We start from the raw sequence: 21,927 nt of genomic DNA on the forward strand, positions 1-21,927 counted from the left end.
TTTGAAAAGGACTGAATTAATTATTGGTTTTGTTTGTGAAAGATGGCTTTAACTTTCAATTAGATATATAAGATTATGACCCTTATAGTGGCACAGAAATATATCAATTTACGCAGGTCTATCGCACTTGCTTGTTGTGTGCTTCTAGCATTATCTGGAAATGGAGAGTCGGTGAAAGCAGCAGCAGAAGTGCGATCGGGAAACAAAACATTTGCTGAATGGTGTCGCGAAAAAGATTCTTTGAGTCATGAAAGTAAACATACTGTTGAGGTGCTCTTGAAGGAAGCAGGAACTACTCAGTGCGATGCGGCTAATCAGAAACTTTCGAGTCTCACCGCACTCTTCCTCTGGGGTAATCAAATCAGCGACATCAAACCTTTAGAATCTTTGACTAACCTGATTACACTCCACATTAGTAACAATCAAATCAGTGACATCCAACCGCTAGCATCTTTGCCTAACCTGATTACACTCTCCGTCGGCAACAATCAAATCAGCGACATCAAACCGCTAGCATCCTTGACTAACCTGACTACTCTCCAACTCAACAACAATCAAATCAGCGACATCAAACCGCTGGCATCTTGGACTAACCTGACTTGGTTAGACATCAGCAACAATCAAATTAGTGACATCAAACCCCTAGCATCATTGACTAAACTGACTTGGTTAGACCTCAACAATAATAAAATCAGCGACATCAAACCATTGCTATCTTTGACTAAACTGGCTGCGATCAATCTCGAAAACAATCAAATCAATGACATCAAACCATTGCAATCCTTAACTAACCTGACTTGGTTACAACTCAGCGGAAATCCGATCGCTCCCAAAACTTGCCCACTCAAGCCAGAGTCTATCTGTAAGTGGAAACCACAACTTAAACTACGAAAATTCTAGCTACCAAATTAGGACATAAATCACCATAATTATCATTTTAAAGTCCGCGTAGGCGGACTTAGTTTGTGTCACCGCGATTTCAATCGCCTGGATATTTTTGCAAGAAGTCTATTTAATCACTTAGGATTAACAACAAACTCACTGACAATAAACGGCTTTCGATTAATAATCGCACTGGGATTAGCATCAAGTTGCGACTGCGTGTAAGGTTCAATACCATAAGTTACTACCCGTAACTGCTGACTCTCAGGAGCAATTTCAAACTCATTCCAGCCGTAGGTATGCACTCCTAAATACTCTCCTTGAATCAGTCTAGCGTCAATCCCAGAACCTTCCAAACCAACTGGATCGTATCCTAGCGGCGCTGTCCGAGTATCCAGAATATTGCGGACAAAGGCATCTTTTTGTTCCCTTGTCGGCAATGAATTATAGCGATCTTTTTCCGATTGTGGCAGCAAAGCGGCGGGCGTAAAAGCCACCGTTGCGGGGCCAAAGGGGGCGGCAAACGGCCCTTGCCCGATGTTCAACTGAATAGCAACAGGACTGGTCATTACATCAATAACATCCGTAGGGATTTGCGGCTGACCTGGGGCTTCTTGATAGGTGACATTATTCACGACATATCCGTGAAAATCTCCGGTCGCAAAAACAACATTTTTGATGTTGTTTTCTTTGATGAAACGCAGCAAATCTGTTCGTTCAGCAGCATAACCTTCCCAGCGATCGCCTGCAACCGCAATACCAAAATTTTGTATCGGATCGCTTGACATAATAAACTTCCAAGTTATGCCATTTTGTTGAGCTTTCAGTAAGTCATTTTTCAAGTCTTGAAGTTGCGCCCCCCCTAACATCGTGCGATTCGGCGTAAAGGCATCATTGAGAAACTTATTAACAGTAGCTTGGTCGGAAGTTTCTGGGATACTTTTCAAAGAATTATCTCGGAAAGAGCGCAAATCTAAAACAAATGTAGCTGCATCACTGCCGAAGGTATTAGACCGATAAAGTTTCTGCTCATTAGCAGTGCGAGAGTCGCCCGTATTGCCATAAAAATCATTTCGCACGGGATTGTAGGCTTGAAATGCTTGTAAAGCCGTGTCAAATACAGGCGTATCATTGACAAAGCCTCCCCCCGTCCCAAAAATTCCTTCTTTTTGCGGCGACTCAGCAGGCGTTGCACCCCCGGCAAAATCATTCGTGAGTTCGTGGTCATCCCAGCTAGCATAGATTGTGGTAGAAGCCTGCAAATCAGCCCAGGTATTGAGGCCATAACGTTGACCGTAGACTTCGTTATATTTGGTGCTAAACTCTTCAAAAGTTTTAGGTTGTCTGACTCCCGGCAAATCCGGCGACAGATCGTCTACATAAGCGGAGTCGCCGATGCGAACAAAAAAGTCGAGATTGCGTTCCGGCGCATTTGCGATCGCCGGGAAAGGAGTAAGTTGACCTTGCCAGTCGCCTGCTACCCCAAATCGTAAACCCTGGCGATTTCCCAACTCAGCAGCAGTGCGGAATTGCCCAACTGCTGAAGTGCCAGCGGCATCGCGCACTCGATAAAAATATTGAGTACCAGGGTTTAAATTCGTCAGTTCGGCTTTCACGGGTACGGTAACATCGGTGACGGTATCTGTGAGAGTGCCGAGACTGTTACTGAAGTTTGGATCGGTGGAGTATTCAAAGACAACATTACCCAGAACTGTGCTGCGAGTCCACAAAACAGTTGAAGTTTGGGTGGTATCTCCAGAAGCAACACCATTTGGCAAGGTTGAGTCACCAGACTTAATAAATGGGGTGACATCTCGCCCTTCAGCAGCGCCAAACTTGATAAAGTGTTCAATGCCAGTAAGTTCGTCGCGCTCAACAGCAGCAGTAATATCTGGGTTTTTTGCCAGATAATAGCTAACGTTATATAAAGGGCTAGGACTGCGGTTTTCCGATTCACCAAATTGGATGAAGTGACCAATACCAGTAATTTCATCGCGATCGACAGCCGCAGCAACATCGGGATTTTTCCCTAGATAATAGCTGTTGTTATAGAATGGGCTAGGATTGCGGCCTTCTGATTCTCCAAAATTAATGAAGTGTTGTATTGCTGTGGTAGCTTTGCTGTTGACAGCGGTGGCAACATCAGGGTTATTTAGGAGATAATAATTAGTATCGAATAGGGCGCTAGGGTTGCCGCCCTCAAATTGACCAAATTTGCTAAAGTGTTCAAATCCGTTTTGGAAGTTCCCTTTGGTAACAGCGGCGCCCACCTCTAAGTTTTTAGCCAGATAGTAGCTTTCTTGAAATAGAGTTTTAGCGTCTAACATAAGGGAAAATATGAAGTGTTGTTGTTTAATAATGACTGTGGCGGCTCAAAATAGCCTTCACAGGATTATACAGTATCGCGATCGCGATCGATCGTTAAGTAAAAGAAAGAAGGAACAAGGAAGAAGCAATAAGGCTTACACAGCAAGCTTTTTAGTGGGACTTAAACCTTTTCCAGCCCTTTAAAATCTGAAACCCCTTCTAGGAAATGAAAAGAAATCCATAACCTAAAAATGTCTGAAACCCTTGGTATAACTAAATTAATACCCATTCGAGGTAAAAGTATTTCTCTATCTGGGTTTTAGCCAAAATGGCTTCAGTTTTTGTCTGAGTCCCGTTAGTCATCCTTGTTTTACCTTTAATATCACGTCCGATGAAATGCGATCGCTAATTCTGGCCAAACTTCAGCCGCTAAACTTCCTGAATTTGCATCAACCGCTGCTTTAACCTTGGTGCATCGCCCCCATCTACCACTTCACACTTCTCCAACAAAAAAGCCCCATCGCAATAATTCAACTCATCCAAACCGTGAGTCACCCACAAAGCCGTCAGCCCGCAATTTTTGACCAAACGCTGCACCGCGGACACCAAATCTAACTGAGAATCAGGATCGAGTAAAGCCGTAAGTTCATCTAATAGTAAAACATCGAAATGACGAGCGATCGCACTTAAATATTTGAGTGGCGATCGCTCTAAAATCTCCAATCTCAAATTTATTGACTTGATGTTCATCATAAAAGCACGATCGCCCTTATTGACTAAAAGCGATCGCACACCAACATCCTCCTACAAATCAGCAGCGTGCTGCTTCAATTCATCCAAAGAAACGTATTCCAAAGTCAAGGCGTGAGTCCCAGCCAAAACCACAGGCGGCGCAACTCCCGCATCCATTGCTTCCTTCCAGCGAGAAGCGCACAAACACCAGCAATCCCCAGGCTTCAAACCGGGAAAGTTAAATTCGGGAACCGGAGTGCTCAAATCATTTCCATTCGACTTGGTGAATTGCAAAAACTCTTCTGTCAGTTGAGCACAAACAGTGTGAGCCCCAAAGTCGCCACCACCTGTATTGCATTTGCCGTCCCGATAATATCCTGTCATTGGCGAAGTGCAGCAAGTCTCTAACTTTCCGCCCAGCACATTTGTAGCTTCCGTCACCATCGCAACTCCTGAGTAAAACTCTTCGATCTAATTTTACACAAATCGTTGTTTATATATTTTTTTCCATGACAAAGTTGATGAATTTTTGTCCTCTCCGTTCTACTTCTTGTTTTCTAATCACCATAAATCCCTGGGTTTCAAAAAAAGGTCGAGCTGTAATGCTGGCTTCGGTAAATAACTTGTTAATTCCTAAGTCTTTGGCTTTTGACTCAATTTGTTTTAAAATTAACCTACCGACTCCTTGTCTTTGAAAATCTTGATGACAGTAAAAGCGATCGATATGGCCGCTTGCTTCCAACTCCCCAAAACCAGCAATTCGATCGCCCTCTTCTGCTACGAAAGTAAATTTACTGCTTAAACTTTTAGTCCAACTTTCGATATCCATATCTGCTGGTGCCCAAGCATCTACTTGTGCTTTTGTGTAATCGCGGATGTTTACTTCGTGTACGGTGTCGTAAAAAAGTTTTACAATTTGTTGGGTATCACCGACTTCGTAGGTTCGTATTCTCATAAATTATCTCACTGCGATCGCTTCTTTAATATTAATTTGGGATTTTTAACCGCTTCGGAACGCGGATGGATGTTGGCTTTTACCATTTTGTCTCATTTCTTGCAGGGCGATCGACCCCAATTTTCTCGCCCACCCCTTGACAAACTCTATTACTCTATGTTAATGAAGCATAAGCAAACCTAACTCGAATTAACACTACATCAATCCAGCAGCTTAACGAATAAGGATGGAAATTTATGACAGAAATTGGGCCCGATCCAAACCGACCTTATCCGATGACCGATCAGCGGCGCGTATGCTTCATCAAAAACTTTATTAAATCCCCCAACATTATCGTCGGCGATTACTCATATTACGACGATCCAATAGATCCAGAAAACTTTGAAAAAAATGTACTTTATAACTACGGAAACGATCGGTTAATTATTGGTAAATTTTGTGCGATCGCCACCAACGTCAAATTCATTATGAACGGTGCGAATCATAAACTAGACGGTATTTCAACTTATCCTTTTCCGGTTTTTGGGAATGGTTGGGAAACAGCGATGAATTTATTAATGGAACTGCCAAGTAAAGGCGATATCGTCATTGGCAATGATGTTTGGATCGGCTATGAATCCGTGATTATGCCCGGAGTAAAAATCGGCGATGGTGCCGTCATTGCTGCCAAATCCGTTGTAGTAAAAGACATTCCCGCTTATACCGTGGCAGGTGGAAACCCCGCCCATCCAATCAAACAGCGTTTTAGCGATCGTGAAGTTGCACAACTATTAGAAATTAGGTGGTGGGATTGGGAAATAGACAAGATTTCGCGCAATGTCAGCATAATTATGCAAGGGGATATTCAATCACTCAAAAATGCTGAGTAAACTCGCAAATACAGCGATATTAATTTTAACTCCGATCCTGTGTACCGGTTCCGGCGCGATCGAAGGCGAACCCACTCCCAGCAGCCGACCCCGGATACATCTTCTAATCTGCGTTCATCAGCGTCAATCTGCCTGCATCTGCGGTCAATCGATTTTAGATTTTAGATTTTAGATTTTAGATTGACCCCACGGATAAATGCGGGGGGCTTGAGGATTTTCGATTTTAGATTTTGGATTGATTCCACGGATAAATCACGTGGCGGGTACCATCAAGAAATTCGTGGTCAAAAAATCCCCAAAAATCACCATGCAAACCCAGGGATCTCCTATACCGCACCGTCCCTACAACTTACTTAGCTGCTGGGCCCACAGCCTCGATCGCATCCTCAAGAGCGATCGATACATGAGTCCAATGAGTCCCCCCCTGACAAAAAGCCACGTAAGGCTCCCGCAGAGGCCCGTCAGCCGAAAACTCCGACGTACTCCCATCAATAAAAGTACCCCCAGCCATCACCAACTGACTTTCATATCCGTGCATCGGAGCTGGGATCGGGTCTAAATAAGAACCCACGGGAGAATTTTGCTGAACGGCCTTACAAAAAGCCACTAACTTATCAGCAGAACCGAATTCGATTGCCTGAATCACATCTCGTCTTCTAGCCAAAGGCATAGGATTCACTCGATAACCCAACTTATAAAAAACATAAGCGGTCAAATGATTTCCCTTCATAGCCTCCCCCACAAAACCGGGAGCCATAAATAAACCCTGAAACAGCAGTCGATTCAAATCAAAAGTTGCGCCGCCGCTGCTGCCGATTCCCGGCGCCGTCAAGCGACAAGTTGCCGCCTCTACTAAATCAGCCCTCCCAGCAACGTAACCTCCAGCAGGGACGATCGTACCCCCCGGATTTTTGATTAAAGAACCAGCCATCAGATCCGCACCCACAGCAGTAGGTTCGCAATCATCAACAAACTCTCCGTAACAATTATCAACAAAGCAAATTGTGTTAGGATTCTGATGTTTGACTATGGCGACGATTTTTTCGATCTCAGAAATAGACAAACTCGACCGCCAAGAATAGCCGCAAGAGCGCTGGATAAAAACCAGGCGAGTCTTTGCTGAAATAGTAGAGCTCAATGCCTGCCAATCCACACTTCTTTCGCGAGTTAGAGGCAACTCACGGTAACTAATGCCAAACTCAAGCAGTGAACCTTGACCTTGCCCCCGCAAGCCGATCACTTCTTCTAAAGTATCGTAGGGAGAACCAGCCACTGCCAACATTTCGTCACCAGGACGCAAGATGCCAAAAAGAGCACAGGCGATCGCGTGAGTACCCGAAACAAACTGTACCCGGACAGCCGCAGCCTGGGCCCCTACCACTTCGGCAAACACCCCGTCCAAAGTCTCCCGACCCAAATCATCGTGGCCGTAACCCGTAACCCCTGCAAAATGGTGGACTCCAACCCGGTGGCTGCGAAAAGCTTTTAAGACTCGTTGAAGATTTTGCTTGACTGTAGTGTCAATACCAGAAAAAATCTGAAAGAGTGCCTGTTCTGCTTCCTGTAGCCGTGAAACGCTATTCATCTATACCTCGCTCACCCTTTGCGTGCGCGCTGTTCATTATGGCGTAGATGCGGCCCCTAGTTTGTAAACACAATATATTCATGACGATTGCAACTTCCAAAAAAACTTCTCCTGATTGGCCTGTCGTAGGCTTTATGGCCTTTCTGCACATCGGTGCTTTATTTGCTTTGCTGCCGGGTAATTTTAGCTGGTCTGCGGTCGGGCTAGCAGTCTTCCTGCATTGGGTAACAGGTGGTTTAGGAATTACTCTCGGATTTCACCGCCTAGTCACCCACCGCAGTTTTCAAACACCGAAATGGCTAGAGTATTTTCTAGTTATTTGCGGTACCCTTTCCTGTGAAGGTGGCCCGATCGACTGGGTAGGAATGCACCGGTTACACCACATACATTCCGACACCGAAACAGATCCCCACGATTCCAATCAAGGCTTCTGGTGGAGCCACATGGGTTGGATGCTCTCGGATCTTCCGATCAGAGTGGAAATCCCCCGCTTTACTAAAGACATCGGCGACGACCCAGTATACAAGTTTCTCCAAGCATATTTTATCCCCATCCAAGTTGTCTTCGGTGTGTTGCTTTATTTATTAGGCGGCTGGTCTTTCGTGGTTTGGGGAGTGTTTATGCGGATCGTGGTGGTGTTCCACTGCACTTGGCTGGTTAACAGCGCTACCCACAAATTCGGCTACCGCACCTACGAGTCGGGCGATCGCTCGACCAACTGCTGGTGGGTTGCCCTGCTTACCTACGGCGAAGGCTGGCACAACAACCACCACGCTTTTCAATACTCAGCTCGCCACGGTCTTCAATGGTGGGAAATCGACTTCACCTGGATGACAATTCAACTGCTGCAATCGCTGGGTTTGGCAACCAAAGTGAAATTAGCAGAAAAATAGCGATCGGCAATTAGTCATTGGTTGTAGGTCATCAGTTCTGGACTAATGGCTAGTGACCAATGCCTAATCCTGTTTTTTGCGATCGAATACAGGTTGGGTTGAAGTAACCTCGCATCTTCTAGTGCGATCGACCCAACCAAAACCAGAATCCGTTATAATATAATTGGGAACAAAAAATTTTGTTTGGCAGCCAAATTTTTTATTTTCAAAATACAACCGTAAATCTTTTTCAATCCTAATCCCAAATCTATCATTGATTCTTTATTAGTTTGGGCAAGTGTGCAGCAAAAAAAGTTCACTGCTCAATCCAAACTATTATGCGTGAATCCCGGTCGGCATCTCATCAGAAATCAAAAAAAGAATGACAATAGCAACGCAAGAAAAACTCCACTACAATTGGAAGCACGTTATTAGTTTAGCAGGACTTCATATCGGCGCTTTGTTCGCCCTGCTACCCAGTAACTTCAATTGGACAGCAGTTGGTTTAACAGTATTTATGCACTGGATAACCGGCGGTTTGGGAATAACTCTCGGATGGCATCGTATGCTCACCCACCGCAGTTTTCAGACACCAAAATTCGTAGAATACTTTCTAGCATTTTGCGGAGCCCTTGCCTGCCAAGGAGGAATAATTGATTGGGTTGGGCTGCACCGATTGCACCACACCCACTCTGACCAAAATGCCCTCGACCCTCACAATGCCCAAAAGGGTTTTTGGTGGAGTCACATCGGCTGGATGCTATATAAAGGTCCAGCTCACGCTGAAATTTCCCGCTGCACAAAAGACATTTCAAGCGACCCGTTTTATCAATTTTTGCAAAATTACTTTCTGCCAATTCAAATCGCCTTTGGCGTCTTGCTTTACTTAGCAGCAGGCTGGCCTTTTGTAGTTTGGGTAATTTTTGTCCGCTTAGTTTTCGTTTATCACTGCACCTGGTTTGTGAACAGCGCCACTCACAAATTTGGCTACCGCACTTACGAAACAAAGGATAGTTCTACTAACTGTTGGTGGGTTGCGCTTTTGACTTACGGCGAAGGCTGGCACAACAACCACCATGCTTATCAATACTCTGCGCGTCACGGGATGGAAAGGTGGGAAATTGACTTCACTTGGATGACAATTCAATTTTTGGAAGCAGTAGGTTTGGCTACTAAGGTGAAATTACCAGCAGCAAAATAGCAGCAATTGGGTCCTAGACGCAGAACCTCTTTAGGCTGTAGGCTGCGCCGGGCCACGCACCTTACCGCTTGAGAAACCCGGTTTCTCAAAGAAACCGGGTTTTTTGGTGACTCACCACCAATTACTAATGACTAATAACCTAATACGCTTGGGTTAAGGAAAATTGTAGCGAAAATGTTGGGCGGAGTGAAACGGAGGGTTCGTTCCAAGGGCCCAACCTACGCACTACGCACCATCTGTTTTTTTAGCACTAACTGAAACGTAGTGGGCTATAGGTGGGGGAGAGAAGGGGTGAATTTTAATGCCTGAAAGCTTTACTAGGGGTGGGTTTGCAGTGATTTGTACCTATGCGAGGCACACACAAATGCTGAAAACTTGATTGTGAGAGAGTTTGAGAGCTATTTGGATTTTTCTTGACAGGGCAATCACTGAAAGGGTATATTAATAGCAAAAATTTAGACAAATAAACTCGAAAAACTTATTCAGCAATTATTTGTTATCGATTACAGGATTTACTTTCACCTGTGGACTCAAAAAAATTTTTAAAATTCTTCCTCTATCGGTATGAGCAAGCTCAGATCAAGCTTGAAAAAGAGTTAGCTCAAAAAAATCTCAATAAATTCATAACTGTACTGAGAAAAGTTTAATCAATTAAAAAATATCAAGGAATCTAAAATAGCAGTAAATATGAAACAAGTTCATGGGATTTTATTAGCCCGTAAACATAAAAAACATACTCCTAATGTCCGATAATAAGCAACTCCCTTATTCTTGAAATTACTCGTTGACTTAGTTGCCAGACATCTGATACTTGAAAGTAGATAATCAAAAATGGAAGCTGCCAAAAATTTTGCTCAAAATCTCCAGAAAGGTTTAATTATTTTTACGCATATTCCCAAAACAGCAGGGACATCATTGCGTCATATTCTCATGCAACAGTATGGTAAAGATGCTGTATTTATGTTTTATGATGATCCAACGGTAACGACAAAAAATGCAGATGAATTACTTAATGAACTGAGAAGTTATTTTCAGTATCTTCCTGACGTAAACGATCAAAACTTTAATGGCTTGGTGAAGCTGAGAGCCATTAGCGGACATAAACCTTTTGGGATTCATAATTTATTGCCTGTCGATACTTTTCATTATATCACGCTCTTGCGCGAACCAATAGAGCGAGTCATCTCTTTTTACTACCACGTATTCGGCAGAACGGAACACACCCTTGAAAGTTTAATCTCTTGGAAACAATCAATAGAATTTGACAATTTGCAGGTGAGAATGCTATCCGGAGCTGGCTGGAAAGTACCTTACGGTCATTGTTCCTGTAATATGCTAGAACAAGCTAAACACAACCTACTTCACTACTATAATTTTGGCATTCAAGAGCGGTTTGCTGAAAGTTTAGGAACTTTCAGCAGACATCTGGGTTGGTCGCAAATTCAAATGGTTGCAGAAAATGTGGGGATAAACAAACCGAAAACTTCTAATATTAATCAGCAAACTTTACATTTAATTGCCGAACAAAATCTGCTAGATATAGAGCTTTATCAGTTTGCAAAACAGTTATTTGAGGAACGACAAAAAACTTTAAGCACTTAAGATTTTTGCTGAGTGGAGCCATGACAAGTATCCAAAACAGGATATTCAAGATGGTAAAATATCTCCCCCGCAGGAAGAGCAAGATACCGTAGACAGAGTACATTTGGCGTTAGCTGAGATGGAGAGCAGTGGATAAATTATCTCGATCGACATTCTGAACTCGTACAAGAATTAATGAAGTTAACTCGAAATAAACGTCGTTTTTATCAACAGGGAAGAAGGTCTACAATCCTGATTCGGTCTATTCCTAGACCAATACGCTTGGGTTAAGGAAAATTGTAGCGAAAATGTTGGGCGGAGTGAAACGGAGGGTTCGTTCCCTCCGGGCCCAACCTACGCACTACGCACCATCTGTTTTTTTAGCACTAACTGAACCGTATTGACTAATAACCAATCACCAAGGAATAAGAACTAAGGACTAAGGACTAATGAGTCCGTTTTTGCTCGCCCCGGCCGCGCAAATATTCCGCTAAAAATGCCAATCCTCCCGAACCTACTATTAAGAGCACGCTCAAAGCATTAATATCCGGTTTTACCCCAGTCCGAATCCGGCTAAAAATTTCCATCGGCAGAGTTGTAGTCCCGCTACCTGCGGTAAAACTCGCAATTAAAAAATCGTCCATGCTGAGGACAAAAGACAGCAGACAACCCGAAACAATTCCGGGTATTAATTGAGGGAGCAAAACCTGAATAAAAGCTTCAACAGGCGTTGCGCCCAAATCCAAGGCAGCCTCTTCTAAATACGGGTTTAAATCAGCCAATCTAGTAGAAACAGCTAGGGCGATGTAAGCCAGACAAAACACAATGTGAGCGGCGACTATTGTCCACAAACTCAGAGGAATAGCCAGCGCAGCTAAAAATACCAGAGTAGCAACTGCGGTCGCAATATCTGGAATAATAATCGGCAAGTAGGAAACTCCCTGATATAAACTCTTGCCAGGAAAGCGGTAGCGGGCTAAACCAACGGCCATCAAAGTGCCGAGTACAGCCGAGATTGCAACTGCACAAACAGCAACAGTTAAACTGTTTCTCAGGGCAACTAAAATCCGCGTATCGCTAAATAATTTAACGTACCAATCTAAAGTAAATCCTTCCCAACCGGCGCTAAAACGCGATTTGTTAAAGCTGTAAAATGTGAGTACCAGGATAGGCAGGTACATATAAAAAAACATCAAAACGGCAAATATTACCTGCCAAGAAATCTTAAATTTAGGTTTTAAGTACATATCGGCTTGTATTTCCTCCTGTGGATTGTCGGCGGTATTTTCCATTTGTCGGTAATCGGTAATTGGTAATTAGTAATTGGTTATGGAACAGTCAACAGTCAACAGTCAACAGTTAACAGTCAACTAACTTAAATTGCATTACGATCGCCATATTTCAGCAAAAGGGCAATTCCTATACTCACTACAAAGATTAATACCATACTCAGAGCCGAACCCAGACCCCAATTTTGAGTCGCCCCCAAAAACTGATTGTAAATTAAACGAGCCGCCGTCATACTAGAAGCTCCACCGAGCAACTCCGGATCGACAAAATCGCCCAAACAGCTAATAAATACTAGCAAAGAACCCGCAGCAATTCCTGGCATCGTCTGAGGTACTGTCACTTTCCAGAAAGTTTCCACTGGATTGGCGCCCAAATCCTGAGATGCTTCTAGCAACCTACGGTCTAACTTTTCCAAAGAAGCGTAGAGAATTGTCACGATATAAGGCAAATAACTGTAAGCCATGCCGATTAAAACTGCGGAACTTTGATTGAGTAATTCCAGAGGAGGAATGCCTACAAGTGCCAGCAGCGAGTTGAGAACCCCTGTAGGACGCAGAATTGTAATCCAAGCATACGATCGCAACAGTGAAGAAGTCCACAGCGGCAACACAAAGCCTAACAAAGTTAAATTCCGCCACTTTTTCGGGACATTGAGGGCGATCCAGTAAGCGACGGGAAATCCCAGCAGCAAACACAGAATAGTAGTCCCCGTGGCGAAAAAGAGCGATCGACCCATCACCTGCAAATTTAGCGGCTCAAACACTCGCAGGTAATTGCCGATTCCCGAAGGATTCACCAAATCTCCTGGCTTAATATTCGGCACCAAACTAAGCTGAAAAATCACCAGGGTTGGTATGACTAATAATAAAAGCAGCAACAAGCCAGAAGGGCCCAACAATGCCAGTGGCCCCGCCCAAGCAGACCACGGGGAAACAGTTTCAGCCTTCAATGGAGAATTGGGAGGAATAGGAGGGGGAGTTCTAGTTGAAACAGCCATAGATCAATTTTTTTGAGTTTTTAACCGCGGATTAACGCGGATATAATACGGATAGACTGGGCGATCTGCTGTGCGGGGGCGAGTTTGTGTAAATATTGGGTTATAATTAGAGATTGCGTGTAAAACCCGCCCTCGGTTTGATGATTAGCCGCTGGTTAATTGAGTCCAATAGCGATCGTAAACTTCCATAAATTTCCCTACAGGAGCCACACCTTCGCACTTTTTCAAAATATCTTCCGAAGGGAAAAGAATCTCGTTTTCGCGGACTTCCGGCGTCAACAAACTAAAAGCATCTTCCGAAGGAGTTGAAAAACTGAGCCGCTCTACTAAAGAAGCAGCGACATCGGCTTGCAGGAGAAAGTTAATCCATTTATAAGCTGCTTCGGGATTGGGAGCACCTTGAGGAATTACTAAAGTGTCAGTCCATAGAGAAGAACCGCTTTTAGGGACGATATACTTCAATTTATCGTTATCTGAAATTACTTCATTAGCATCAGAAGAATAACACATAGCTACCTTCAAATCCCCCGTCAGCATTTGAGGCCGCCAAGCATCAGTAGTAAAAGATGCGATCGCCGGTTTGAGTTCCACCAACTTTTGGTAAGCTTGTTTCACTTGCTCTTGATTTGTAGAATTCAGAGAATAGCCCAGCATCCGCAACGCAGCGCCCATGACTTCTCGAACATCACTCGCCAGCGTCATTCGCTTTGCTAACTCCTGTTTGTGCTGCCACAAATAGTCCCAATCTTCAGGAGCTTCTTTGAGTTGTTCGGTGTTGTAAATCAAGCCTGTGGTTCCCCAACTCAAAGGCACGCTGTAGCGGTTTCCTGGGTCATAGACAGGGTTTTGGAACTGTTTTTTTAGCCGATCGAGCCCGCCCAAAACCGAATGGTCTAATGGGCTCAACAGCCCGAGTTCCGTCATTTGAACCACCATGTAATCAGATGGGTAAATGATACTGTAGGCGCGGGCGCCACCGGCTTGAACTCTCGCCAGCATCTCTTCGTTGGAACTAAACACGTCGGCCACTACGCGAATGCCGGTTTTTTCGGCAAAGCGATCGAGCAAAGCTTCATCGGTATAGCCTGCCCAAGTATAGATGAAAAGTTTGTCTGCCGCACCTTTGACGGGAGGAGCAGATTGTACGTCTGCAAGTCGCCAGCCACAACTCGAAAGAGCTAAACCGGAAATTGTGGCCGCCGAATTTTTTAGGAACTGACGGCGTGTAGAATTAGCCGGGAAAATCCTGGAAATTGGTAAGTTAGTCGGAGGCACAGTTAGATTTTAGATTTTAGATTTTAGATTTTAGATTGGGGATGGGGAAATTCGATTTTAGATTTTAGATTGGGGAATTAGGGATGGGGAAATTCGATTAAATCCGTTAAATCCCTACACTGCTCGTTGCCGAACTTCCCTGCAACATCCATCCGTTAAATCTCTTAAATCCCGTACACTGCTCGTTGCCGAACTTCCCGACCTCAGTGACATCCGTTAAATCTCGCGGGTTCGTTGCCGAACTTCCTTCGTAATTATGCTCGATCGGTCAAAGCGAGACAATCAGTAGTTCCCCAATAAGCGTAAATCGGCGTGTGCGGGTCTGGGAAAGAGCCACCGGTATTTGGCTGGCGTACAGTAATTTTATCGCCCGACGCCAACTCAACCACGTAATGAACGTGCGTGCCCATGTACATAGTATTTTTGAGCCGCCCTTCAAAACAGTTGACCGACACTTCCGGCTGGTAGAGATTCAAATATACTTTTTCGGGCCGGACGCTGACCACCACAGAGTCGCCTGTGACGCCACTCCACATATCCGACTGCTGAACGACTATTTTCAGATTGGCTGATGTGCGAACTGTGATAGTCGATCGGTCGATCGATTCTACCGTACCCCCAAACAAATTCGTATCGCCAATAAAATCGGCCACAAAAGCCGTCTGCGGGCACTCATAAATTTCTTCAGGAGAGCCAATTTGCTCAATCCTCCCCTCGTGCATCACCGCAATCCGGTCAGACAGACTCATCGCCTCTTCTTGGTCGTGAGTCACCATCACAAAAGTCAAACCCAATTCTTGATGCAAATTCGACAGTTCCAACTGCATCTGCTTCCGCAACTTCAAATCCAGAGCACCCAACGGCTCGTCCAGCAGTAAAACCGCCGGTCGATTGACCAGAGCTCTCGCCAAAGCCACCCGCTGCTGCTGACCGCCCGACATTTGACCGGGAAACCTGTTGGCGAAAGATTCCATTTTCACCAATTGCAAAACTTCCCGTACCCGTTCTTCAATTTCTGCTTTCCCCAGCTTTTTGATCCGCAATCCAAAAGCTATATTGTCCCAGACATTCATGTGTCCGAACAAAGCGTAGCTTTGAAAAACAGTATTTACCGGACGGCGGTAAGCTGGAGTGTTGGTCATCGACTGGCCCCGAATCATCAATTCGCCCGCTGAGGGAGTCTCGAACCCAGCGATTAAGCGCAGCGTCGTAGTCTTGCCGCAGCCACTGGGCCCGAGGATGCTAAAAAATTCTCCTCGGCGGATGTTGAGGTCAACTCCGCGGACTGCGGTTTCGCCGTTAAATACCTTAAAGACCTTGCGGAGTTCAACGTCAAGCGCTGTATCCGTTGCTGTCGTACCTTGGTTGAGTGCTGTCTGAAACATATTCGCCCTTTCCTGGGGGTAATGCACGCCACTTAAATACAGTTTAAGTTTAGACTTTTCTGTATTTTAGGTGAGGAATGTTGGATGTAACAGGTTTTGGGATTTGTTCTTTAAATTCTATCCCAGAGCGCACCATTGTCAGCAACAGGCTTCCCTAGCCTGTTCCACAAGAAAATGCACTCTTTGTGGAACAGGCATCTTGCCTCTTCATCAAAGGCTTATTGAGAATGGTGCAACATCTCAGATCGATCGGCCATCTATTGATTCTCAGGACTTGGCATGGGAGAGGGTTTTTGCGGTTTCTCTGTTTTCGGTGCTTCTGCTTTTTTCCACTCTGACAAAGGTCGCTGAGTGGCATTTTTAAAGTCAAAAGGTACTAGCAGCACGGGCAAATTTTCGGCTGAATTTTGAGGGGGCGCTTCCGGCGGATTGGCTTGAGCGTACAAGAAGCGGCCGCTAAAGTCTGTTTTGCCTAAAACTAGGCGGTGAGTTTCTTGGTTGTCCAGTTTTACTGTGACTGTAGCTTGGGGTTGGTCGAGACCGAATTCTGGCAGTTGAGCAGCAGTAATATTAATCGTGCGATCGCTCTTTCCTGTTGCCAGCCTGTCGAGCAAAAAATCCACCGATGCCTGACTCGCGTGTGCTTGCACTGGCAATTTCATTTCCCAGCTAGACTTGCCTCCTTTTGTTGCATAAACTCGCTCAAAAGTCAATATTTTGTCGGGAGTTTTGACTGTAAAGAATTGTACGCGATCGGACTTAAAAGCAAAAATTTTCTGTTTTTCTTCCTTAGCGGCTTCCTGTTTCGGAGACACTTGCATCTCGAACAAAGCAACCAACCCCGTCATGCTCAGCGCGACGGCTATCAATACTAATGTATTTTTCTGCAATTTCATAGTAACAGCGAATTCGGCATGGTAATGGGGAATGGGGAATGGGGAATTGGTAAGAGACGCACCCTAGGGAAATTAGGAATTAGGAACTTGTACGCTCGCGTAGCCGAAGTATTAGGAATTGACAATGGGTAAGGTGCGCGACCGGGCGCACCTTGCGGAATTAGGAATTAGCAATTGGTAATGGCTAAGAGGTGAAAAAACCAGAAAGAGGCAAATAAATCCGTTAAATTCCTTAGAGAATTTGTTGGCGAACTTATCTTCTCTTCCACCAGATAGCGCCACCAATTCCCAGTCCGAGTAAAGGCCAAATTAGCCAAGCTAACACCAGCAATCCTACTTGGATGGTCGTCATGTTAATACGGCGGTTGGTAGCTTTTTTCGGACTGATAGAAAAGCTTTGCTGGTCTGGTTTACTCAACCAACTGACTGAATTGAGAAACACGTCGCTATTGAGTTGTTGGTCAAACCAACCGTTAGTCACAAATTGAGATGTGCCAATTATTACCATTCGCGATGTTTTTCTAGGAGTTGAAGGCGCGGAAGGAGTTGCGGTTGGACTGGGAGATGCTGTGGGAGATGCTGCAGGTGTTGGTGTTGGCGAATTTTCTGCCGATGCTGTGGGAGATGCTGTGGGAGATGCTGCAGGTGTTGGCGAAGTCGTCGGTAATGCTGGAGGCGTTGCTTCTTGCGAGACAATCACTGAATAGCTGATTGGGGAAGCTGTTGGCGAAGTTGTCGGCGATGGTGAATCTATAGGTGATGGTGATGTTGTCGGCGATGGGGAAGTTGTCGGCGATGGTGATGTTGTCGGTGATGTTGATGTTGTCGGTGATGGTGATGTTGTCGGCGATGGTGATGTTGTCGGCGATGGCGAAGGTGTCGGCGATGGTGAATCTGTCGGCGATGGTGAATCTATGGGCGATGGTGATGTTGTCGGTGATGGGGAAGTTGTCGGTGATGGTGATGTTGTCGGCGATGCTTGGGGTGAAGGCGTGACGGGTGTTGGTGTTGGTGAAGGTGAGGGCTTTAAGGGAGTGCTGGCAGTGGACGATCGAACTAAAGCTACACCTAATAATAGCGGGCCTTGTCGATCGGTCTTTTGATCGAACTCCAATTTCTTAGTAGTCAAATCGCTTTCCGCCCAACTTTCCTGACTCGTCCAAATCAGCGGTTTTTCCTCTATCCCTTCTACTGGCGATGTTTCCAAAGCACGCGCAAACGGATAAAATGAAATGCCAGTACCAAAACTTTGAGTAATCGGATGTTCGCCGTAGCGCCTGACTGTGGGAACCGTGGGGCCCAGGCCAAATCTTTGACCAGTTCCCGAAGCATCGATGGCTAAACGGGTGTCTAGTTTGACACCCCATTCTTGCAGCATTTTGTCCAATCCCGTATCAGTTGCCGGGTCTACCATTAACAATAAACTGCCGCCGCGATCGAGATAAGCTTTTAGTGCTTTAATTTCTGTATCGGAAAACGGTTTGTCCTGCCCCGGAACGATTAAAGCATCTGCATCTTCTGGCACTTCTTTTCGTTCGGTCAAATTCAGCGTTTGGGCGTTGTAGTATTTATCTTTCAGAGCTTTTTCAGCTTGCTGAATTCCGCCTTGACCTTCCTTTATCGGGCGGGCGCCTTTGCCTTGCAAAAAGTAAACTGTAGCAACGCGAGTGCTCAGGATTTCTTCTAAGCCATTGGTAAGTTTTATCTCTGAAAGCCCTTGATTTGGGTCGCTACCAAAAGCAGTGCCACCTTTTTGCAGTACCTGTTTTTTGTCTCCGGATTGCAGGTAAACTTCTCCGATGCTAGTAATACTAAATTCCCGCGCTTTTCCCGGTTGGGCCTGCGGGTCAACAAACTCAAATTGGAACTTTTCGCCTCCCTCGCGTTTGTAGCTTTGCAACAATTCTTTGATTTGCGGGTTTTGGATGGGGTCAAATACCCAAACTTTGACTGTTTGTTGCAGGTTTCGGAGTATTTGTTGAGTCTGCGGGGCAAGGGTAAATTGTTGGCTTTCGGTTAAGTCGATGCGGACGGGATAGCGAACGGCTATGAAGTTAATTACTCCGAGTATCACAAAGACGGCGAGGGTAGCAATCAGGGCGTTGGTGCTGGCTTGAGTGGAACGCTGCCCCCAAAAGCTTTGTTCGTAACTCAAATATAGCAGCCAAAGTGCGATCGTTACTGCTCCGGCAATAACTAAACCGACTGTCAGGGGGTCCCATACTCCAGATACAAGTGCTGCTGTTACCCCCGCTGCGATGAGGAGGGGGCCCAGCAAAAAAACGTATTTCCAATTTGTTTTGCTAATTTTCATAAGGTAAATATTGAGGTAAAAATTTCCGGGTCGAGGATGTTATTCTATATCGCATTAGCCTGCAACCATGCTGTTAAATCTGACGGTTTATTGAAATCCAGCACGGCATCTCCTAGTTCTTCTAATTCCTGTATACCTAATTGACGGATGCAGTTTTCGGTTTCCGGTTGTATTGTGCCTAAGCGCCGCACTAGCTGACGCAATATTAACGAGAGTTGAGCGGTTTTTGTCACCTGTTCTCTTGCTACATCTATGGCAATCTGCTGGTCTTGAATCCACAGTTCTTGGTTGTGCAATTCATTTAATTCTTGCTGAGTGAAGTTGTCCTCGTTGGCAATGCTAAAAGCTTTCTCAATTTCTGGTACAGCCCTCAATGTTTCTGGTACTGTCTCCAGAGTGCTGGTATTTTCTAGAAAGTAAATCCATTGGTCAGCGGTTGTTTCTAATGCTGCTAATTCCTTGCTAAATTTGGGCAGTTCGATAAATACTAATTCTATTTCAGTATCGGGATAGTCAAACTGTTGCTCTTTTTCTTGGAAAACAAACCGCGACATGAATTCTGGCTGATTTTCAAACATTTCAAAGTCGGCAATTTTTAAAGAAATTACTGTTTTTAGTCTTTCGTAGCGTTCTTTTCCTGTTAATTGCTGGCTGTAGCTTTTGGCAGCGTTGTACAAAACTCTATTGCCGAAGGAAGGCACGTTGAGGAGTTGAATTTCAACTAGGGCGATTCTGCCGCCGTTAATTATGGCTTTTACATCTAGGTGTGTGTCTTGGACTCCGAGAGTTTGATTTTCTGGTTGGGAGTTGATTATTTCTAAGTCTTCGATGACAGGCTGTGCTTCATAAAGGATGGCGTTTAAAAAATTAATCAGGATGTCTTTGCTGTCGCTGGAACCGAATATTTTTTTGAACGCAAAGTCGATTTTTGGATTGATAAATCTCATTTTTCAAGTAATTAGTGGAATAACTAACATTAATTGGGGATTGGGAATGGGGCATTGGGAATTGGTGGTGTCTCCTTTAATGTGCAACTCTCCAAATTTTTTACTTTGCCACTCTTTCCTCTTTATTTTGCGAGGCCTTCCCCCATGTTTTTAAGAACGCTGATATCGCAAGGCATCGATGGATTGCGCGGTCAGAAATACTCCTAAAATGATGTAACTGGCAAACATAATTAAACTGCTGGTATCGAAAACTCCCTTGACAAGATTGGTGTAATTTGTTAGCAGCGACAAATGTCCTAATGCCGTTCCGAAGGAGCCACCGATAGCGACGGCGGCTGCATCGATCACCCACAGAAATAATACTAGAGTAAAGGTGAGGATGGCGGATAAAATTGTGCTGTCGGTGAGGGAGGAAATAAACATTCCGAGGGACAATACTCCTGCAGCTAGTAAGATTAAGCCGCCGTGTCCTAGGAGAAGAACTCCGGGGGGTACGGGTGGGGTTGATGAACTGAGGGCGATCGCCTCGCAGAACAGCAGGGGCACCAACATGGTGGTATAAAATGTTAAAACACCGAGGAGTTTGCCGGTAGCAACTGCCCAGTTTGTTAAGGGCGATGTGGCTAATAGTTCTAAGGTTCCACGTTTGCGTTCTTCTGCGTAAAGTCCCATTGAGAGTGCAGGTAGTACGAACAAGGAAAGGGAACCCATGATTCGCAGAAATAGTTGCAGAAATTCGTAGGCTACGTCGATGGGAGGTTCGGTAATTCCCATTTGGTCTCGCTGGCCGATTTGGGGAATTAACCCGTCGGGAGCGAGGAGGATGGCTATTAAAAAGTAGCCGGTGATTAGCCAAAAGACTGCTGCGATGGCATAGGCTAATGGCGATGCAAAATAGCTTTGTAGTTCTTTCCGGTAAATTGCGACAATATTACTAATCATTACTAACATTTAGGAATTGGGAATGGGTAATTGGCCATTGGTAATTGGTTCATTCTGAGTCGCCGGCAGGTGGTGTTTCGCTGCCGTCGCTATCCTGTTTTTTTCTTTCTATTTGTCGCTTTTTGCTAACTGGTTGCTGTTGTGGTCGAGAATCGCTACTCGGTTGTGGCTTTTTTTTGAGTGGTCGATTTTTTACAACAGGTTCGGATTCTGGTTGAGACTGTTCTAGCGACTTAGGCGCATCTAAAATCAGTTCGGGTTCTGGTTGAGACTGTTCTAGCGACCTTGATGTATCTAAAATCAGGTCGGGTTCTGGTTGAGAAGGCTCGATCGACTTTGGTGTATCTAAAATCAGTTCTGGTTCTGGTTGAGAATGCTCGATCGGCTCTACCATTTGAACAATGAGCTGATTTTCGACAATCGGTTCTGGTTGAGAAGGCTCGATCGACCTTGACGTATCTAAAATCAGGTCGGGTTCTGGTTGAGAAGGCTCGATCGGCTCTACCATTTGAACAATGAGCTGATTTGCGACAACCTGTTCTGGTTGAGAAGGCTCTAGCGACTCTACCGTTTCTGCAACAACGGGCAGATTTTCGACAACCTGTTCTGGTTGAGGATGTTCGACCGACTCTACCGTTTCTGCAACAACGGGCAGATTTTCGACAATCGGTTCTGGTTGAGGATGCTCGATCAACAGTTGTCTTTCTACAGTTTCCAGAAACTCTGCGACTGGTTGCATTTCAGGTTCTAAATCGCTTATTTCCTCTGGTGTTTCTGTAATCTGTTCGGATTCTGGTTGAGAATAGTCGATCGACTCTATGGTTTCTGAAACTTCTAGATTTTCGACAATCGGTTCTGGTTCACGATACTCGCTCGACTCTTGTCTTTCGACAACTG

Annotated in this window: 17 protein-coding genes and 2 pseudogenes; 5 read left to right on the top strand and 14 right to left on the bottom strand. The window is 44.9% G+C overall.

Annotation, left to right across the window (positions count from 1 at the left end):
- The first annotated feature begins 138 nt into the window (after window positions 1–138).
- Entirely contained in the window at window positions 139–900 is a 762-nt protein-coding gene (locus tag QUA33_RS07120; RefSeq protein WP_333147619.1) for a leucine-rich repeat domain-containing protein, read from the top strand.
- Window positions 901–1,016: 116 nt separating this feature from the next.
- On the opposite strand, the gene QUA33_RS07125 is transcribed toward QUA33_RS07120, so the two are convergent.
- The 4 genes and pseudogenes from QUA33_RS07125 to QUA33_RS07140 all read right to left on the bottom strand — a co-directional run bounded on the left by QUA33_RS07125 (window position 1,017) and on the right by QUA33_RS07140 (window position 4,876).
- Window positions 1,017–3,209 carry an alkaline phosphatase D family protein gene (locus QUA33_RS07125; protein ID WP_333147621.1) on the bottom strand — a complete coding sequence of 731 codons (2,193 nt, stop codon included), beginning with the start codon at window positions 3,207–3,209 and terminating at the stop codon, window positions 1,017–1,019.
- 409 nt (window positions 3,210–3,618) lie between these two features.
- Window positions 3,619–3,876: pseudogene (locus QUA33_RS07130) on the bottom strand (ABC transporter ATP-binding protein); the annotation flags it as partial.
- 117 nt (window positions 3,877–3,993) lie between these two features.
- The gene (locus QUA33_RS07135) at window positions 3,994–4,365 is read right to left on the bottom strand and encodes a DUF2237 domain-containing protein (protein WP_333094563.1); all 372 of its coding nucleotides are present in this window, start codon (window positions 4,363–4,365) and stop codon (window positions 3,994–3,996) included.
- 49 nt (window positions 4,366–4,414) lie between these two features.
- The gene (locus QUA33_RS07140) at window positions 4,415–4,876 is read right to left on the bottom strand and encodes a GNAT family N-acetyltransferase (protein WP_333147623.1); all 462 of its coding nucleotides are present in this window, start codon (window positions 4,874–4,876) and stop codon (window positions 4,415–4,417) included.
- Between the two features lie 236 nt (window positions 4,877–5,112).
- On the opposite strand from QUA33_RS07140, the gene QUA33_RS07145 reads away from it, so the two are divergent.
- A complete protein-coding gene (locus tag QUA33_RS07145) occupies window positions 5,113–5,745 on the top strand; it encodes a Vat family streptogramin A O-acetyltransferase (protein WP_333147625.1) in 633 nt (210 codons plus the stop codon).
- A 349-nt stretch (window positions 5,746–6,094) separates the two neighbouring features.
- On the opposite strand, the gene QUA33_RS07150 is transcribed toward QUA33_RS07145, so the two are convergent.
- Window positions 6,095–7,330 (bottom strand): methionine gamma-lyase family protein, encoded by a 1,236-nt coding sequence (locus QUA33_RS07150; RefSeq protein WP_333147627.1) that lies wholly within the window; start codon window positions 7,328–7,330, stop codon window positions 6,095–6,097.
- Window positions 7,331–7,410: 80 nt separating this feature from the next.
- On the opposite strand from QUA33_RS07150, the gene QUA33_RS07155 reads away from it, so the two are divergent.
- The 3 genes from QUA33_RS07155 (at window position 7,411) to QUA33_RS07165 (ending at window position 11,005) form a co-directional block, all read left to right on the top strand.
- Complete coding sequence (locus tag QUA33_RS07155) at window positions 7,411–8,223, top strand: acyl-CoA desaturase (RefSeq protein WP_194063518.1); 813 nt, start codon at window positions 7,411–7,413, stop codon at window positions 8,221–8,223.
- A 361-nt stretch (window positions 8,224–8,584) separates the two neighbouring features.
- On the top strand, window positions 8,585–9,403 hold the full coding sequence (locus QUA33_RS07160; RefSeq protein WP_333147629.1) for a fatty acid desaturase: 819 nt from the start codon (window positions 8,585–8,587) through the stop codon (window positions 9,401–9,403).
- A gap of 831 nt (window positions 9,404–10,234) precedes the next feature.
- A complete protein-coding gene (locus tag QUA33_RS07165) occupies window positions 10,235–11,005 on the top strand; it encodes a sulfotransferase family 2 domain-containing protein (RefSeq protein WP_333147631.1) in 771 nt (256 codons plus the stop codon).
- Window positions 11,006–11,430: 425 nt separating this feature from the next.
- Here QUA33_RS07165 and QUA33_RS07170 read toward each other — a convergent pair whose 3' ends face one another.
- The 9 genes and pseudogenes from QUA33_RS07170 to QUA33_RS07210 form a co-directional block, all read right to left on the bottom strand.
- Complete coding sequence (locus QUA33_RS07170; RefSeq protein WP_333094570.1) at window positions 11,431–12,276, bottom strand: ABC transporter permease; 846 nt, start codon at window positions 12,274–12,276, stop codon at window positions 11,431–11,433.
- A gap of 83 nt (window positions 12,277–12,359) precedes the next feature.
- Entirely contained in the window at window positions 12,360–13,271 is a 912-nt protein-coding gene (locus tag QUA33_RS07175) for an ABC transporter permease (RefSeq protein ID WP_333094571.1), read from the bottom strand.
- A 144-nt stretch (window positions 13,272–13,415) separates the two neighbouring features.
- A complete protein-coding gene (locus tag QUA33_RS07180; RefSeq protein ID WP_333094572.1) occupies window positions 13,416–14,546 on the bottom strand; it encodes a spermidine/putrescine ABC transporter substrate-binding protein in 1,131 nt (376 codons plus the stop codon).
- Window positions 14,547–14,800: 254 nt separating this feature from the next.
- Window positions 14,801–15,931, bottom strand: a complete 1,131-nt coding sequence (locus QUA33_RS07185; protein ID WP_333094573.1) for an ABC transporter ATP-binding protein — start codon at window positions 15,929–15,931, stop codon at window positions 14,801–14,803.
- A gap of 257 nt (window positions 15,932–16,188) precedes the next feature.
- Window positions 16,189–16,827: a DUF4340 domain-containing protein gene (locus QUA33_RS07190; RefSeq protein ID WP_333147633.1), complete on the bottom strand. Its 639-nt coding sequence runs from the start codon at window positions 16,825–16,827 to the stop codon at window positions 16,189–16,191.
- A gap of 253 nt (window positions 16,828–17,080) precedes the next feature.
- Window positions 17,081–19,141 (bottom strand): Gldg family protein, encoded by a 2,061-nt coding sequence (locus QUA33_RS07195; protein ID WP_333147635.1) that lies wholly within the window; start codon window positions 19,139–19,141, stop codon window positions 17,081–17,083.
- Window positions 19,142–19,185: 44 nt separating this feature from the next.
- Window positions 19,186–20,088 carry an Rpn family recombination-promoting nuclease/putative transposase gene (locus QUA33_RS07200; protein WP_333147637.1) on the bottom strand — a complete coding sequence of 301 codons (903 nt, stop codon included), beginning with the start codon at window positions 20,086–20,088 and terminating at the stop codon, window positions 19,186–19,188.
- A gap of 150 nt (window positions 20,089–20,238) precedes the next feature.
- Entirely contained in the window at window positions 20,239–21,039 is an 801-nt protein-coding gene (locus tag QUA33_RS07205) for an ABC transporter permease (protein WP_333147640.1), read from the bottom strand.
- Window positions 21,040–21,079: 40 nt separating this feature from the next.
- Window positions 21,080–21,927: pseudogene (locus tag QUA33_RS07210) on the bottom strand (ATP-binding cassette domain-containing protein); the annotation flags it as partial.

This window comes from Microcoleus sp. Pol14D4, from assembly GCF_036701245.1.
Classification (GTDB): Bacteria; Cyanobacteriota; Cyanobacteriia; order Cyanobacteriales; family Microcoleaceae; genus Microcoleus.